Origin of the sequence: Polymorphum gilvum SL003B-26A1, assembly GCF_000192745.1 — a bacterium.
GTDB classification, from domain to species: domain Bacteria; phylum Pseudomonadota; class Alphaproteobacteria; order Rhizobiales; family Stappiaceae; genus Polymorphum; species Polymorphum gilvum.
In genome coordinates this window covers 899,346-915,685 of the sequence record NC_015259.1, presented here as the reverse complement: position 1 = coordinate 915,685, position 16,340 = coordinate 899,346, and the positions used below count along the sequence as shown (strand labels likewise).

11 protein-coding genes are annotated in these 16,340 nt (G+C 66.3%); 5 read left to right on the top strand and 6 right to left on the bottom strand.

The features are described from left to right. The first annotated feature begins 219 nt into the window (after positions 1-219). Both gltB and SL003B_RS04300 read left to right on the top strand, forming a co-directional pair. Positions 220-4,956 (top strand): glutamate synthase large subunit, encoded by a 4,737-nt coding sequence (gene gltB, locus SL003B_RS04305; RefSeq protein WP_041375373.1) that lies wholly within the window; start codon positions 220-222, stop codon positions 4,954-4,956. A gap of 124 nt (positions 4,957-5,080) precedes the next feature. After that, a complete protein-coding gene (locus tag SL003B_RS04300; protein ID WP_013651594.1) occupies positions 5,081-6,511 on the top strand; it encodes a glutamate synthase subunit beta in 1,431 nt (476 codons plus the stop codon). A gap of 14 nt (positions 6,512-6,525) precedes the next feature. On the opposite strand, the gene SL003B_RS04295 is transcribed toward SL003B_RS04300, so the two are convergent. The 3 genes from SL003B_RS04295 to SL003B_RS04285 all read right to left on the bottom strand — a co-directional run bounded on the left by SL003B_RS04295 (position 6,526) and on the right by SL003B_RS04285 (position 10,741). Continuing rightward, positions 6,526-7,644 (bottom strand): SGNH/GDSL hydrolase family protein, encoded by a 1,119-nt coding sequence (locus tag SL003B_RS04295; protein ID WP_013651593.1) that lies wholly within the window; start codon positions 7,642-7,644, stop codon positions 6,526-6,528. A gap of 87 nt (positions 7,645-7,731) precedes the next feature. Next, positions 7,732-8,991: a lytic murein transglycosylase gene (locus SL003B_RS04290; RefSeq protein WP_013651592.1), complete on the bottom strand. Its 1,260-nt coding sequence runs from the start codon at positions 8,989-8,991 to the stop codon at positions 7,732-7,734. 73 nt (positions 8,992-9,064) lie between these two features. Continuing rightward, a complete protein-coding gene (locus tag SL003B_RS04285; protein WP_242390326.1) occupies positions 9,065-10,741 on the bottom strand; it encodes an outer membrane beta-barrel protein in 1,677 nt (558 codons plus the stop codon). Between the two features lie 21 nt (positions 10,742-10,762). Between SL003B_RS04285 and SL003B_RS04280 the strand changes: the two genes are divergently transcribed. From SL003B_RS04280 to SL003B_RS04270, 3 genes are all read left to right on the top strand, one after another. After that, complete coding sequence (locus tag SL003B_RS04280; protein WP_013651590.1) at positions 10,763-11,776, top strand: KpsF/GutQ family sugar-phosphate isomerase; 1,014 nt, start codon at positions 10,763-10,765, stop codon at positions 11,774-11,776. 145 nt (positions 11,777-11,921) lie between these two features. Then, positions 11,922-12,689 (top strand): MotA/TolQ/ExbB proton channel family protein, encoded by a 768-nt coding sequence (locus tag SL003B_RS04275; RefSeq protein WP_041375372.1) that lies wholly within the window; start codon positions 11,922-11,924, stop codon positions 12,687-12,689. Between the two features lie 24 nt (positions 12,690-12,713). Beyond that, on the top strand, positions 12,714-13,565 hold the full coding sequence (locus SL003B_RS04270) for an OmpA/MotB family protein (protein ID WP_013651588.1): 852 nt from the start codon (positions 12,714-12,716) through the stop codon (positions 13,563-13,565). 18 nt (positions 13,566-13,583) lie between these two features. On the opposite strand, the gene SL003B_RS04265 is transcribed toward SL003B_RS04270, so the two are convergent. The 3 genes from SL003B_RS04265 to hemH all read right to left on the bottom strand — a co-directional run bounded on the left by SL003B_RS04265 (position 13,584) and on the right by hemH (position 16,286). Then, positions 13,584-14,048, bottom strand: coding sequence for an NfeD family protein (locus SL003B_RS04265; RefSeq protein WP_013651587.1), 465 nt, complete (start codon positions 14,046-14,048; stop codon positions 13,584-13,586). Beyond that, on the bottom strand, positions 14,045-15,064 hold the full coding sequence (locus tag SL003B_RS04260; RefSeq protein ID WP_013651586.1) for an SPFH domain-containing protein: 1,020 nt from the start codon (positions 15,062-15,064) through the stop codon (positions 14,045-14,047). The genes SL003B_RS04265 and SL003B_RS04260 overlap by 4 nt, the downstream gene beginning before the upstream one ends. A gap of 142 nt (positions 15,065-15,206) precedes the next feature. Continuing rightward, a complete protein-coding gene (hemH, locus tag SL003B_RS04255; RefSeq protein WP_013651585.1) occupies positions 15,207-16,286 on the bottom strand; it encodes a ferrochelatase in 1,080 nt (359 codons plus the stop codon). Positions 16,287-16,340: the final 54 nt, after the last annotated feature.

The window sequence follows — 16,340 nt, the reverse complement described above, 5'->3', positions numbered from 1 at the left end:
ACGGCGCGGGTGATCCGGCGCTCGCAAGGCCGGGCGGCGCGGCAAGGCCGCTCCGACCATGGAACGGTTCGCTTTGTGGGGGCGAAGCGTTAAAAACTGACAGAGCCGCGGCACATCGCCAGGGTCGTCGCACGGGTCGCAAACCGACAGGGGCGCTATCCGAACGGAACCCGCGACGGCATGGGCCGCGGAAGCACTGGTACTACAGTGAGGGCGCTGATGACGAAGAGAGAGCTGACGACCAGCACAGCCATGGCGACGAGCGGGCGCGAGACGGGCGTGAAGGCCCGAGCCGCGACCACGTTCGCCACCCGACTGAGCGAGGCGGCGGACAAGGGATTGTACAATCCCGCTCGCGAGCACGACGCCTGCGGCGTCGGCTTCATCGCGCAGATGAAAGGCGTCAAGTCGCACCGTGTCGTCGCCGATGGCCTGAAGATTCTCGAGAACCTGACCCACCGTGGCGCCGTCGGCGCCGACCCGCTGATGGGCGACGGCGCCGGCATGCTGGTGCAGATCCCGCACGCCTTCTTCGCCGCCGAACTGGCGGCGAGCGGCATCGCCCTGCCCGAGCCCGGCCAGTACGGCGTCGGCTTCCTGTTCCTGCCGCAGGACGCCGCCCTGCGCGCCAAATGCGAGGAGATCGTCGAGCGCGTCATCCACCAGGAAGGCCAGCGGGTGATCGGCTGGCGCGACGTGCCGGTCGACAACTCCTCGCTGTCCAAGGCGCACGACATCGCCGCGACCGAACCGGTGTCGCGCCAAGTGTTCATTGCCTGCACCGACTGCGCCGACCAGACCACTTTCGAGCGCCGTCTCTACGTGCTGCGCAAGGTCATTTCCAACACCGTGCGCGCGGAAACCGGCACGGCGAAGAAAGGCTTCTACGTCGTCTCGATGTCGAGCCGGACCGTCGTCTACAAGGGCATGTTCCTCGCCTACCAGCTCGGCGCCTACTACAAGGACCTGAAGGACGAACGCTTCGTGTCGGCGCTGGCGCTGGTGCATCAGCGCTTTTCGACCAACACCTTCCCGTCCTGGGAACTGTCGCATCCTTACCGGATGGTCGCCCACAACGGCGAGATCAACACGCTACGCGGCAACGTCAACTGGATGGCGGCGCGCCAGGCGTCGGTGTCGTCGCCACTGTTCGGCGACGACATCGGCAAACTGTGGCCGATCTCCTACGAGGGCCAGTCGGACACCGCCTGCTTCGACAATGCGCTCGAGTTCCTGGTCATGGGCGGCTATTCGCTCGCCCATGCCGCGATGATGCTGATCCCGGAAGCCTGGGCCGGCAACCCGCTGATGGACGAGAACCGGCGCGCCTTCTACGAATACCATGCCGCTATCATGGAGCCGTGGGACGGCCCGGCGGCGGTCGCCTTCACCGACGGGCGCCAGATCGGCGCCACGCTCGACCGTAACGGCCTGCGGCCGGCCCGCTACATCGTCACCGACGACGACTATGTCATCATGTCGTCCGAGGTCGGCGTGCTGCCGGTGGCGGAGGAAAGAATCGTCCGCAAGTGGCGCCTTCAGCCGGGCAAGATGCTGCTCATCGACCTGGAGCAGGGCCGCATCATCTCCGACGACGAGATCAAGCGCCAGCTGTCGACCGCCAATCCCTACAAGGACTGGCTGCATCGTTCGCAGATCGTGCTGGAGGACATGCCCGGCGTGCGCGAGCGCGCCCCCGTCGCCGGCGAGAGCCTGCTCGACCGCCAGCAGGCGTTCGGCTACACGCAGGAGGACATAAAGCTCCTGATGCAGCCGATGGCGACCGTCGGCCAGGAAGCCGTCGGCTCCATGGGCACGGACACGCCGATCTCGGCGCTGTCGGACAAATCCAAGCTGCTCTACACCTATTTCAAGCAGAACTTCGCCCAGGTGACCAACCCGCCGATCGACCCGATCCGCGAGGAACTGGTCATGAGCCTGGTGTCCTTCATCGGTCCGCGGCCGAACCTGTTCGATCTCAAGGGCCTGTCGACGTCCAAGCGTCTGGAAGTGCGCCAGCCGATCCTGACCAACGACGACCTGGAGAAGATCCGCGCCATCGGCGACCTGGCCGACAACCAGTTCTCGGCCAAGACGCTGGACATCACCTATGCCTCCGAGAAAGGCGCGGCCGGCATGGAGGACGCGCTCGACGGATTGTGCCAGCGCGCCGAGAAAGCCGTGCTCAACGGCTACAACATCATCATCCTGTCCGACCGTCTGATCAGCCGGGCCCGGATCGCGATTCCGGCGCTGCTGGCGACCGCCGCCGTGCATCATCACCTGATCCGCAAGGGTCTGCGGACCTCGGTCGGCCTCGTCGTCGAGACGGGCGAGGCGCGCGAGGTGCATCACTTCTGCGTGCTTGCCGGTTACGGGGCAGAGGCGATCAACCCGTATCTCGCCTTCGAGACGCTGTTGTCGATGCATGCGGAACTCGACTTCCCCGAGGAGGTCGACGCCGACGAGGTCGTCTACCGCTACATCAAGTCGATCGACAAGGGCATCCTCAAGGTCATGTCCAAGATGGGCATCTCGACCTACCAGTCCTATTGCGGCGCGCAGATCTTCGACGCCGTCGGCCTGTCGTCGGAATTCGTCGACAAGTACTTCTTCGGCACGGCGACGAGCATCGAGGGCATCGGCCTCGGGGAAGTCGCAGAAGAGACCGTCGTGCGCCATCGGGAAGCCTTCGACGACGTGCCCGTGCTGCGCCGCGCGCTCGACGTCGGCGGCGAGTACAATTACCGCGTGCGCGGCGAAAGCCACATGTGGACGCCCGATTCGATCGCGGTGCTGCAGCACGCGGTGCGCTCCAAGCTGCCCGACAAGTTCCGCGAGTTCTCCGACATGGTGAACAGGGAAAGCGGGCGCTTCGCGATCCGCGGCCTGTTCCGCATCAAGAGTGCCGAGGAACTCGGCCGCACGCCGATCGACCTTGCCGAGGTCGAGCCGGCGGAGGCGATCGTCAAGCGCTTCGTCACCGGCGCCATGTCCTTCGGCTCCATCTCGCGCGAGGCGCACACGACGCTGGCGATCGCCATGAACGCCATCGGCGGCAAGTCGAACACCGGCGAGGGCGGCGAGGAGGCGGAACGCTTCATGCCGCTGCCCGACGGGTCGACGAACCCGCAGCGCTCGGCGATCAAGCAGGTTGCCTCGGGCCGCTTCGGCGTGACCACCGAATACCTGGTCAACGCCGACGTGCTCCAGATCAAGGTCGCGCAGGGCGCCAAGCCCGGCGAGGGCGGCCAGTTGCCCGGCCACAAGGTCGACGCGGTGATCGCCAAGGTGCGCCACTCCACCCCCGGCGTCGGCCTGATCTCGCCCCCGCCGCACCATGACATCTATTCGATCGAGGATCTGGCCCAGCTGATCTACGATCTGAAGAACGTCAACCCGGCGGCCGACATCTCGGTCAAGCTGGTGTCGGAGGTCGGTGTCGGCACGGTCGCGGCCGGTGTCGCCAAGGCGCGCGCCGACCACATCACCATCTCCGGCTACGACGGCGGCACCGGCGCCTCGCCGCTGACCTCGATCAAGCATGCCGGATCCCCGTGGGAAATCGGCCTCGCCGAAACCCAGCAGACCCTGGTGCTGAACGGCCTGCGCTCGCGCGTCGCCCTGCAGGTCGACGGCGGTCTCAGGACCGGCCGCGACGTGCTCGTCGGCGCCCTGCTCGGTGCTGACGAGTTCGGCTTCGCGACCGCTCCGCTGATCGCGGCCGGCTGCCTGATGATGCGCAAGTGCCACCTGAACACCTGCCCGGTCGGCATAGCCACCCAGGATCCGGTGCTGCGCAAGCGCTTCAAGGGCACGCCCGAACACGTCATCAACTACTTCTTCTTCGTCGCCGAGGAACTGCGAGAGCTGATGGCCGCGCTCGGAGTCGCCCGGCTGGACGACATCATCGGCCGCACCGAATTCCTGGACAAGGAGCGGGCGATCGAGCACTGGAAGGCGAAGGGTCTGGACTTCGGCCGGATCTTCTACCATCCGGACGCAAAGCCGGAAGAGATCCGCTGGACCAGCCGCCAGCAGCATCCGATCGACGACATCCTCGACCGCAAGCTGATCGCCGCCGCCAGGCCGGCTCTAGAGGACAAGGTGCCGACCGCCATCGAGGAGACGATCTGCTCGGTCGACCGCTCGGTCGGTGCCATGCTGTCGGGCGAGATCGCCAAGCGTTACGGCCACAAGGGCCTGCCCAACGACACCCTGCGCATCAGCTTGAAGGGCACCGCCGGGCAGGCCTTCGGCGCCTTCGTCGCCCGTGGCGTGACCATGGATCTGGTCGGCGACGCCAACGACTATGTCGGCAAGGGCCTCTCGGGCGGCCGGCTGATCGTGCGGCCGTCCGAGGCGTCACGGATCGTCGCCGAGGATTCCATCATCGTCGGCAATACGGTGCTCTATGGCGCGACGGAAGGCGAATGCTACTTCCGCGGCGTCGCCGGCGAGCGCTTCGCCGTGCGCAACTCGGGCGCCGTCGCGGTCGTCGAGGGCGTTGGCGACCACGGCTGCGAATACATGACCGGCGGCGTGGTCGTGGTCATCGGCGCGACGGGACGCAACTTCGCCGCCGGCATGTCGGGCGGCATCGCCTATGTGCTGGACGAGGACGGCACCTTCGCCTCGCGCTGCAACCTGGCGATGGTCGACATCGAGCCGGTGACCGAAGAGGACGACCTGCTGGAAAAGCTGCACCATCACGGCGGCGACCTGGAGCACAAGGGCCGGGTCGACGTCAGCGGCGACATGACCCGTCACGACGACGAGCGCCTGCGCCAACTGCTGACCAACCACCTGCACTACACGGGTTCCACCCGGGCCAAGGCGATCCTCGACGCCTGGGACGTCTACCGGCCCAAGTTCGTCAAGGTGATGCCGGTCGAATACCGCCGCGCGTTGCGCGAGATGGAAGAAAAACGCATGGGCATGGTGGCAGCCGAATAGCCGCCGAAACGTCCGTCGCGGACCGGCTCGCCGCCGGTCCGCGACCACCGACAACAACAGGCAGTCTCCCGCACCATCCTTCGGTCGAGGCTGCCGGGACCAGAGACTTTTTGAGGAGGTCGCCTTGGGCAAGGTAACCGGATTTCTGGAGATCGACCGGCAGGAGCAGAAGTATCAGCCGGCCTCGGATCGCATCCGCCACTTTCGGGAATTCACCATCCCGCTGAACGAAGCCGAGGTCGAACGCCAGGCAGCGCGCTGCATGGACTGCGGCATTCCCTATTGCCACGGCCCGACCGGCTGCCCGGTGCACAATCAGATCCCGGACTGGAACGACCTAGTCTATCAGGGCGACTGGGAACTGGCCCTGCGCAACCTGCATTCGACCAACAATTTCCCCGAGTTCACCGGCCGCATCTGCCCTGCCCCCTGTGAGGAGGCCTGCACGCTGAATCTCGAGGACGTGCCGGTCAACATCAAGACAATCGAGCAGGCGATCGCCGACAAGGGCTGGGCCGAGGGCTGGATCGTGCCCGAGCCGTCGAGCACCAAGACCGGCAAGACCGTCGCCGTGGTCGGCTCAGGTCCCGCGGGCCTGGCCGCCGCCCAGCAGCTGGCGCGGGCCGGTCATACGGTGCATGTCTACGAGCGCGAACCCAAGGCCGGCGGCCTGCTGCGCTACGGCATCCCCGATTTCAAGATGGAGAAGCACTTCATCGACCGCCGCGTTGCGCAGATGCAGGGCGAGGGGGTCACCTTCCACTACGGCGTCAATGTCGGCGTCACGGAGTCGCTCGAAGGCCTCGCCGCCCGCCATGACGCGGTGATCCTCGCCGCTGGCGCCGAACGGCCGCGCGATCCGGGCGTCGGCGGCATGGACCTTGAAGGCTGCCACTGGGCTATGGACTATCTGGTGCAGCAGAACCGGCGCATCGGCCGGGAGGACGTCTCGCACGAGGCGCCGATCTGGGCAGCCGGCAAGCATGTCGTGGTCATCGGCGGCGGCGACACCGCCTCGGACTGCGTCGGCACGGCCTTCCGCCAGGGCGCCCTGTCGGTCACCCAGCTCGACATCCGCCCGATCCCGCCACTCAAGGAAGACAAGCTGACCATCTGGCCGTACTGGCCGACGAAGTTCCGTACCTCCTCCTCCCAGGCCGAAGGGGCCGAGCGCGAGTTTTCCGCCGCGACGCTCGAACTTGTCGGGGAGGACGGACATGTCACCGGCGTTCGGTGCGCCCGCGTCGACGACAAGCGCCGGCCGATCCCGGGCACCGAATTCATCCTGCGCGCCGACCTGGTCATGGCCGCGATCGGCTTCTCCGGCCCGCGCCTCGACACCTTCATCGCGCAGTCGGGCGACAGGCTGAAGCTCGACGGCCGCACCAACGTGCTGGCCAACACCACCGACTACAAGACCAGCATGGACAAGGTGTTCGCCGCCGGCGACGTCCGCAAGGGACAGTCTCTGGTGGTGTGGGCGATCCGCGAGGGCCGCCAAGCCGCCCGCGCCGTCGACGAATTCCTGACCGGGTGCTCCAACCTGCCGCGCTGACGGCGGACCGTCGCTCAGCGCAGGACTGAGCCGGCGGGAAGACGGGTGTCGTCGACCCGGCCGGCGACCGGTTCCAGGCTCTCGCCGCGCACAAAGAATCGATGGCGCAGGCTGTCCGGCTCGGGCGCCGGCGGCGCGCCGGCCTCGCCGACCAGTTCGTCCTCCGGCGAGGCCGTCCGGCCGGTCAGCACGATGAAGTTCGGATCGTCCTCGACGCCCTCGAAGGCAAGGCCGCCGTATCCGCCCAGCAGGCGCGACAGCTCGCGCTCGACGAAGAAGGCGACCTTGCGGTAGCCCGCCCAGGTGAAGGCGATGCCGTCCTGGGTCCGCAGGCGCCGGCGCTGGCCGTCGACGTCGGGACCGAAGGCGGCGTATTTCTCGTCATCGTCAAGAAACACTTTCGAGATGTCGACATAGACGCCCCGCGCCGCTTCGACCTCCTGCTGGAAGATCCGGTTGAGGAGGGTGAACTCGGCATCGGTGCGCGCCGCCTCAGCCGGCGGCAGCCCGACCCAGACGACCGGCTTGCGCTCCTGCCGCACCACCTGCACCAGCGACTTGACGCGGGCACCATAGGCCGCGATCCAGGCCTCCGATCCGAACGGCAGCGGCTCTGCGGCACCAGGCAACTCGATCAGATCGTGCCACCCCAGCATGACGACCACTGCCTTGACGTTGTCGCCACGCAAGCGCGCCAGGACGCGCTCGTTCCACGCCGGGGCGGTCGCACCGGCAAGACCCCGCCCGGTTTCGATCAGCCCGTCGATCCGGACCACCGGCTTTTGAGCCAGCGTGAAGGCGAGACCGTCCTTGACGCCCTGGGCCATGCGGTCGCCGACGACGAGAATGACGCCCGCGTCGGGATCCTTCGGCAGCTCGGCAAAGGCCGGCGGCGTGCCGGCCGGGACGGCGGGCTGCGCCGGCGCCTGCCGCGCCACCGGTTTCTGCTCCTGGACGGGACGCTGCGGCCCGGTAACGCCGAACAGCCGCATCAGCGGACGGAACGGATTGAAGCCGCTGCCACGCTCTTCCGGCGGCGGCATGACAGGCCGGCCGCTGTTCTGGGCAAACGCCGGTTCGAGCGCAGCCGTTAGCGACAGGCAGATCGCCAAGGCAGCGCAGGACACCAGCATCCAAAACTTCGACCTGTCACCCGGCACCGCATCTCTCCCGGCATTTCGGCCAGCAGTATAGCGCAGCGCCAGACCACGCCGAAACCACTAGCTGTCCATTTTGAGGCGTGCCAGCAGAACTACGGAAGCGTAGCCGTCCGGAATCAGGCCGCGCGCCTGTTGATAGGCCCTGATGCCGCGGCGGGTAGCCGGTCCGATCTGGCCGTCCGGTTCGCCGACATGGAAGCCCTTGCGGTTGAGCGCAGTCTGCAACTCGATCGTCTCCTCGCGGGTCAGCGGCAGATGCTCGCGCGACCAGTCGCCGACGAAGCCGGACCCGCCGATGATGCGGTCCGCCAGATGTCCGACCGCTAGCGCATAGGACGTGGCATTGTTGTAGCGCTTGATGACGAAGAAGTTGCGCAGCATCAGGAAGGCGGGCCCGGCCGCACCGGCCGGAAGCACGAGGACGGCATTGTCGTCCAAGCGCGGGAAGTCGCGTCCGTTGGCGCGCCGGATCCCCATCCGCTGCCATTCGCGCAGAGTCTTGGTCGTGCTGTCGTCGGCAAGTCCGTAGTCGAAGCCACGCGGCAGAGCGATCTCGTATCCCCACGTCTTGCCGGTCTGCCAGCCGTGTTCCTTCAGGTAGTTGGCCGTGGATGCCAGGGCATCGGGAATCGACGTCCAGATGTCGCGCCGACCGTCGCCGTTGTAGTCGGCGGCATAACGCTTCCAACTCGACGGCATGAACTGGGTGTGGCCCATCGCGCCGGCCCAGGACCCGATCATCTGGTCGTGGCGGATGTGACCGGCCTGCACGATGCCGAGCGCGGTAACCAGTTCCGAACGCCAAAACTCCTGGCGGCGCGGCGCGCCATAGGCAAGCGTCGCCAGCGCCCGGATCACGTTGTGCTTGCCCATGAAGCCGCCGTAGTTGGTCTCCATGCCCCACACGGCGAGCACGACGGCGCGGTCGACGCCATAACGCTGCTCGATCGCGCGCAGCACGTCGCCATACTGGGCGAGCATGGCCTTGCCGGTTTCGACACGGGTGTCCGACACCGCCCCGGCCAGATAATCCCAGATCGGCTTGACGAACTCCGACTGCCGGTTCATCAGGCGGATCGTGTCGGGATCCGGGCTCATGCCGGTGAAGACCGCGTTGTAGGTCGCCGCCGAGATCCCCGCCGCCCTCGCTTCGGGCCAGAATCCACGCACCCACGTATCGAACGCCGCATCGGCACGCGCCACCTGCGCCGTGCCGAGCGACAGCAGCGACAGGATCAGCGCGATCCGGCCGGCAGACCGGCCCGTGCCACCGCGAACAAACGGCATCAAGAGCATGCCGCACACTCCGGTTTTCGTCATTCAGGCCTCCTTCTCGCCTGGACTGCCCCCGCACCCCGCAGCGATGTCCGGCTTCGACGCGGTCGTCGAGCCTTCAATGACGGATCCGCACGCCGGCCTGGATCCTGTTCTCGTCATAGTCCGCTCCGCCGACCGTGCTGTCGAAGTTCCGATAGGTGTATGACGCGGTCAAGGCGACGTTGCGCGTCAGCGCATAGGTCGCACCCGCGAGCCCGGTCGCCGTCCGTTCGTCCAGCGCCATGCCCTGATAGGTACGCAGGGAATAACCCGCGCCGACCTCACCGGTCAGGCGATCGCTGAACGCATGCGCGACCCGCAGATCGGCCGAATAGAGGATCGAGCCGGAGGCGCCGTCGATGTCGGTGGCGTTGAACGCCGTGCCGACGCCGCCGGTGACGGTCGTCAACCGGCTCGGCGACCAGACCAGGGATCCTTCGGCGACAACGCCCGCAAGATCGCGCAGCCGCGCATCGTCGAGCCTCTCCACCCGCCAGCCGGCGCCGATCTCGCCCGCAAGCTTCGGCCCGGCGAGGATCCTGGTGCCGACCTTGGCCTGGTAGCCGACCGCATCACGCCGTTCGCACAGCGCATCGGAACAGGTGTGGTCGAAACTCCGGTGCAGGACGGTGCCCTCGACGAAGGGCTCGAGCATCGCGCCGGTCAGTCCGTCGAGCCTGAGACTGGCCGACAGCACGGTGTTGTCGCGTCCGCCCCGCCGCCCGGTCGCCGGCGCCGCCGTGTAGACGGTGCGTTCGATGTCGCCGCGCAGGGTCACGCCCAGCAGGCCGGCGGCCTGGGTCACGCCGACGGACGCGTTCAAGCCGTGCACGTCGCCGTCGCCGGACGGATTTTCCGCGCTTGACGCATCCTCGCGCGAATAGGACCAGGCGGCATTGGTGTTCACCGCGGTCTGATCCGACAGGTCCAGGCGCAGGGCTCCCGAGACCGACAGGCTTGGGTCGTCGTCCGCGCTGGAGTCGGGGTAGACCACATAGGCGCCGCGCAAGGCGAGATCGAGCCGGTGCCGCGACCAGTCCGACGATACGGTAACGTCAGGCGCCAGGCTCGTGTAATAGCTTCCGGAACCTCCGGCACTGCCCTGCGCGTTGTCGGTCCAGCCCGTGGTCAGGGTCATCTGCGGACGGATCGTGAAGGTGCCGACCCGCAGCCCTTGGGCCGCATCATAGAGCGTATCGCCTTCGAAGATGCCGTCTTCGGCCATCCCGCGCCGGCCGCCGATCGAGCGGATGCCGTCCACGGTCGCGAGGCGATCGGAGAACGGGCGCACCGGATCCTGCCGACCGCCTCCGGTGAGTCCGGTCGAGCCGATCTCGGTCGCTGCGGCATTGGTTTCGTCGGCCGCACCGGGCCGACGCCGCACCGGCCGCGGCAGCGTGTCCGAGGTGGCGTCGACTCCGTCGTCCGGCCCGTATCCGGCCTCGTCCAGCGGATCGGCGACACCATCAAAGGTCGATCTGCGCAGGTCGCCGCCAAAAGTCTGCGCCTGCAGCGGCGCAACACCGCCGGCGAGGAGAAGCGCAGCAAGGGCGAGACGGCGGAACATGCAAAGACCGGCAACGGGATGACAAGGTCGGTTTCCAGCAGCCTGCCCGAACATGGTTAATGCACCGTTTCGAAACGGCCCGTCAGTTGTCCCCAGCCGGCCGTCCGCGACGGCTGCTGCGCCAACTCGGCGCTTGCGCGGCCGGACGCGCTGGCATAGACAAAACAGGGGTTGGGCAAGGAACATGGGCGAAACAGGAACATCACGATGCAGAGCTCCATTGCGCCCCTCGACACCAACGGCCTGAAGGCGGAAAGCAAGGCCTGCCTGGAATCGGCGGACCGGACGCTCGCGACCGAAATCTCGGCCCTGATCGCGCTGCGCGACGCGCTGCGTAACGGGCTTGGCACGCCGTTCGTGCGCACCGTGGACCTCCTGCGCAGCATCTCCGGCCGCGTCATCGTCACCGGCATCGGCAAGAGCGGCCACATCGGCACCAAGATGGCGGCATCGATGGCCTCCACCGGCACGCCGGCCTTCTTCGTCCATGCCAGCGAAGCCAGTCACGGTGATCTCGGCATGATCACACCGGACGACGTCGTCGTGGCGATCTCCTGGTCCGGCGAGACCATGGAACTTGCCAGCATCATCGCCTACACGCGCCGCTTCAAGGTGCCGCTAGTCGCGATCACCTCCTCGCCGCAGAGCGCGCTCGGCAAGGCGGCAGATATCGTCCTGGCCATGCCCCAGGTCACCGAGGCTTGTCCCCACGGTCTTGCCCCGACCTCGTCGACGCTGATCCAGATGGCAATCGGCGATGCCCTTGCAGTCGCGCTGCTTGAGGCACGCGGGTTCACGGCTCAGGAATTCCGCATCTTCCATCCCGGCGGCAAGCTCGGTGCCAGCCTGCGCCTAGCCCGCGACATAATGCATTCGGGCGAGGCCATGCCGCTGACACCGAAGGGGACGCTGATGCGCGAGGCGATCGTGATGATGACCCAGAAGGGTTTCGGTATCGTCGGCGTCGTCGACGAACTGAACCGCCTGGTCGGCATCGTCACCGACGGCGACCTGCGCCGGCACATCAGCACCAACTTCCTCGACAAGACCGTCGAGGAAATCATGACATCGACGCCCAAGACCATTCCCGGCGACATCCTTTCGGCAGCGGCGCTGGAGTTCATCAACGCCTCCTCGATCACGGCAGTGTTCGTCGTCGAGGACGGCCGTCCGATCGGCATCATCCACCTGCACGATCTGCTGCGGATCGGAGCCGCCTGAACCGGCGCTCCGGGCGCGGCCTTGCGCAAGACATGATCGTTTTGCAGCGTAACTTTTCGATCCGGTTAGGGATTGATTAGCGACGACACCTCTACACTCGCCACCGACAAGCAACGGGCGCAAGCCCCAGTCGTGGTGTGCATTTATGGATCTGGCCACTCTACTCGGTATTGTGGGCGCGTTCTGCGTCGTGCTCGTCGCCATTTTCCTCGGCGGCAGCTTCACTCAGTTCGTCGACATCCCCTCGATCCTGATCGTCGTCGGTGGCGGCATGGCGGCGACCCTGGTGCGCTTCCCCCTCGCCGGCATCGGCTCGGCTTTCGCCGTCGGCGGCAAGGTCGCCTTCTCCGGCAAGACCATCAAGCCGCGCGACCTGATCGAGGAAATCAGCCATCTCGGCGAGATCGTGCGCAAGTCCGGCCCGCTCGGCCTGGAGAATGTCGACGTTTCCGACCCGACCCTGGCCAAGGGCGTCCAGTACATCGCCGACGGCTACGAGATCGACTTCATCCGCGAATCCATGGAGCGGGAGCGCGACCTGACGCTGACGCGCCTGTCGGAGGGCAAGCGCGTGTTCAAGGCGCTCGGCGACAGCGCGCCGGCCTTCGGCATGATCGGGACCCTGGTCGGCCTGGTGCAGATGCTCGCCAACATGGACGATCCGTCGGCGATCGGCCCGTCGATGGCGGTCGCGCTGCTGACCACGCTCTACGGGGCGCTCATTTCCAACGTCGTCTGCTTGCCGATCGTCGACAAGCTGGACGCCAAGTTCGATGTCGAGGAACTGAACCAGACGCTGATCATCGACGGCATCCTGCAGATCCGAGAATCCAAGAGCCCAGCGCTGATCCGCGAGATGCTGATCGCCTACCTGCCCGAGAAATCGCGCGCCGGTCTGGTCGACGCGGCCTGACCTGACGAGGCCGGGAGACCCGCCATGGCGAAGAAGAAACAGCAATCAAGCGGCGCCCCGGAATGGCTGGTGACCTTCGCCGACCTGATGTCCCTGCTGGTGTGCTTCTTCGTGCTGATCATCTCCTTTTCCATCCAGGACCGGGAGAAGATGCAGGTGGTCGCCGGCTCCATGCGCGACGCCTTCGGCGTGAAGGAGAGTTCGCGCCGGACCGGCATCATCGAGATCGAGGGCATCCCGATCCGCGACTACATGAAACATGTCACCCAGGTTCCGCAGGAACTGGATTCCGACTTCGCCGCCGAGCGGCATGAGAAGAAGTCGAAGCAAGGCCCCGAGGCGAACACCCACGATACCGTCGAGGCGGACATCGAGAAGTCCCGCCAATTCGCCACGGCCGCCGCTTCGCTGCGCCAGGCTTTCCAGGAGATGCCTGAGATCACGGAGATTTCCAGCAACATCATCATGGAAGAGACCGAAGAGGGCCTGAACATCCTGATCGTCGACCAGGACGGCCGATCGATGTTCCGCGAGGGCTCGAAATATCCTTACGAGACGACCCGCCGGCTGCTCGCCAAGATGGCGCCGGTACTCGCGGAAATGCCGAACCGAATCCAAATCACCGGGCACACGACGACCGGCGGAACAACGGCCGACCCGAGCTACACCGGCTGGGAGCTGTCGTCAGACCGCGCCAATATCGCCCGCATGATCCTCACGGAATACGGCATCCCGGCGGACCAGATCCACTCCGTTGTCGGCAAGGCGGACTCAGAACCGCTGTTCCCGAACGATCCGTTCCTGGCCGCGAACCGCCGGATCGGCATCCTGCTGATGTCCGAGGCCCCGCCGGTGCCGCCCGGTCACAGGCTCTAGGGGTACCCGGACCAGAAGTCAGGCCGAAGCATCCGCATCCGACACAACGAGTTGCGCTCCTTCAATCCGCTCGATCCGCACCCTGGCCCCCGCCGGAAGGTCCGGCCCTGTGACGCGCCAGACCGTGTCGTCGATCGACAGATGACCGCTGCCCTGTTCGAGCGGCCGTTCCAGAATGAACACGCGGCCGATGTAGCGGCTGCCGCGCCGGTTCAGATTCGGATCCCCCTCCGTCCTGCCGGTGCGGTTCATGAGCCGCCGGCCGACGAACAGGCTGACCAGAGACAGAACGAGAAACAGGCCCAGCGCGACCTGCCAGGACAGATCCACGACCAGGGCGAGCGTGCCGACGAGAATGGCCGCGATGCCGAACCACAGAAAGATCGTGCCCGGAACGACGACCTCAAGCCCCAGCAGCAACAGCCCGAGCACCCACCAATTCCAGGGGCCGAGTTCGTAGATGAGGCGCTCGACCAGGCTCATGCAACTCCCCCGGCACCGCCCTCGTCGCCGCGACCGCGTCCCGTGTTCGGCACCCGAGCCGGTCCCGCCGCCGCGCCGCCCTCTCCGCCGTCCTTGCCGAAGGCCTCGCGAGCGATCTCGCCGATGCCGCTCAGCGCGCCAAGCAGCGAGGACGCTTCCATCGGCAGGATCAGGGTCTTCTGGTTGCGCGAGACGGCAAGCTCGCGGAACGCCTCGATGTACTTGTTGGCGACGAAGTAATTGATGGCCTGGACATCGCCGGCGGAGATCGCCTCGCTGACCATCTGCGTCGCCTTGGCCTCGGCCTCGGCCTCGCGTTCACGCGCCTCTGCATCGCGGAAGGCGGCCTCCCGGCGGCCTTCGGCCTCCAGGATCAGCGACTGCTTGTGCCCCTCGGCTTTCAGGATTTCCGCCTGGCGCTTGCCCTCAGCCTCAAGAATCGCTGCCCGCTTGTCGCGCTCGGCCTTCATCTGGCGCGCCATCGCGTCGACCAGGTCGCGGGGCGGGTTGATATCCTTGATCTCGATGCGGGTGATCTTGATGCCCCACGGCTCCACCGCCGCGTCGACCACGCGCAGCAGCCGGGCGTTGATCTCGTCGCGGTTGGAGAGCAGTTCGTCCAGGTCCATAGACCCCATGACGGAACGGATGTTGGTCATGGTCAGGTTGAGGACCGCATTTTCCAGTCCCATGACTTCGTAGGCCGCCCGCGCCGCATCGAGCACCTGGTAGAAGGTCACGCCGTCGGCGGTGACGGTGGCATTGTCGCGCGTGATGACCTCCTGCGAGGGAACATCGAGCACTTGCTCCATCATGTTCAGCTTGTGCCCGATGCGGTCGATGAACGGAACGATGAAATTGAGCCCCGGCATCAGTGTCTTGCGGTAACGCCCGAAGCGTTCGACGGTGTGGTTGTAGCCCTGCGGAATCGTCTTGACCCCGGCGATGACGACCAGGATGACGAGAACCAGTAGAACGATCAGGACGATATCCAGTCCGAACAGCTGCTGCGGCATCCGGTTCTCCCCGTGTTCTGCCAATCCATGAACCGGGGCGAGTATGCGTCGGATTCGGATGGGCGGCTAGATCGGCGCCCGCCTCCGGGCACGAAAAAGGCGCGGCCGAGTGTCCGGCCGCGCCCATTGCATTCATTCGCGCTCAGATCCAGCCGGACAGCTCGCGCCGGACGACGGCCTCGATCACATCCATGCCCAGATCGCTGTCGTTGAGACAGGGAATATGGGTGAAATGCTCGCCACCGTGTTCGTGGAAGATCTCTCCCGCCTCACCGGCGATCTCCTCCAGGGTTTCCAGGCAGTCGGCGACGAAGCCCGGATTCATCACCGCGATCCGCTTGACACCATCCTTCGCCAGCGCCTCGACGGTCTTGTCGGTGTAGGGCTGCAGCCACTCCTCCGGACCAAAACGCGACTGGAAGGTGACGCGCAGCCTGTCCTTGTCCCAGCCGAGCCGCTCGCGCATCAGCCGCGTCGTCTTCTGGCAGTGGCAATGGTAGGGATCGCCCTTTCGGAAATAGGATTGCGGGATGCCGTGATAGGAGGTCAGCACAAGGTCCGGCTCGAAGTCGAGGCCGGCGAGGTGCCGTTCCACCGAAAGCGCCAGCGCCTCCACATAGACCGGATCGTCATGGTAGGGCGGCACGGTGCGGATCGCAGGCTGCCAGCGCATGTCGAGCAACGCCTTGCATACCTCGTCGTTGACCGTCGCCGTCGTGGTCGCCGAATACTGCGGATAAAGCGGGAATACGAGAATTCGGTCGCAGCCATCCGCCTTGAGCGCTTCCAGTCGCGACCGGATCGATGGCTGGCCGTAGCGCATGGCCCAGTCGACCGACAGCCGGCCGCCGGTCAACCCGAGCCGCTCGGCCAGCTTGTCGGACTGGCTGCGCGTGATGGTACGCAACGGAGACTCGTCGCGTTCCTTGTTCCAGATCTCTTCGTAGGCCTTGCCGGATTTCTTCGGTCGCGTCATGAGCACGATGCCGTGCAGGATCGGATACCAGATCGCCTTGGGCCACTCGATAACCCGCTTGTCCGACAGGAACTCGCGCAGGTAGCGGCGCATCGGCCAGTAGCTTGTCCCGTCCGGCGTGCCCAGATTGACGAGCAGCACGCCGATCCGTCCGGTCTTTACGGGCGGGTGGTCCTGTGGCAGCCGGACGGACTGCAGGACACGGATGTGGTCTGCCGGAAACTGACTGGCGGTGATCTTGGTCATGAACTCCCCGGGGGAACGAGCGGACGCGGGTCACAGGGCCCTTGATAGCCCTAC

Bases quoted from the DNA above. Each gene is read 5' to 3' on its own strand.
- SL003B_RS04295 (WP_013651593.1), bottom strand. From the start codon at position 7,644: ATGCTGGTGTCCTGCGCTGCCTTGGCGATCTGCCTGTCGCTAACGGCT.
- SL003B_RS04265 (WP_013651587.1), bottom strand. From the start codon at position 14,048: ATGAGCCTGGTCGAGCGCCTCATCTACGAACTCGGCCCCTGGAATTGG.
- SL003B_RS04270 (WP_013651588.1), top strand. From the start codon at position 12,714: ATGGCGAAGAAGAAACAGCAATCAAGCGGCGCCCCGGAATGGCTGGTG.
- SL003B_RS04280 (WP_013651590.1), top strand. From the start codon at position 10,763: ATGCAGAGCTCCATTGCGCCCCTCGACACCAACGGCCTGAAGGCGGAA.
- SL003B_RS04260 (WP_013651586.1), bottom strand. From the start codon at position 15,064: ATGCCGCAGCAGCTGTTCGGACTGGATATCGTCCTGATCGTTCTACTG.
- SL003B_RS04285 (WP_242390326.1), bottom strand. From the start codon at position 10,741: ATGTTCCTTGCCCAACCCCTGTTTTGTCTATGCCAGCGCGTCCGGCCG.
- SL003B_RS04275 (WP_041375372.1), top strand. From the start codon at position 11,922: ATGGATCTGGCCACTCTACTCGGTATTGTGGGCGCGTTCTGCGTCGTG.
- gltB (WP_041375373.1), top strand. From the start codon at position 220: ATGACGAAGAGAGAGCTGACGACCAGCACAGCCATGGCGACGAGCGGG.
- SL003B_RS04290 (WP_013651592.1), bottom strand. From the start codon at position 8,991: ATGACGAAAACCGGAGTGTGCGGCATGCTCTTGATGCCGTTTGTTCGC.
- hemH (WP_013651585.1), bottom strand. From the start codon at position 16,286: ATGACCAAGATCACCGCCAGTCAGTTTCCGGCAGACCACATCCGTGTC.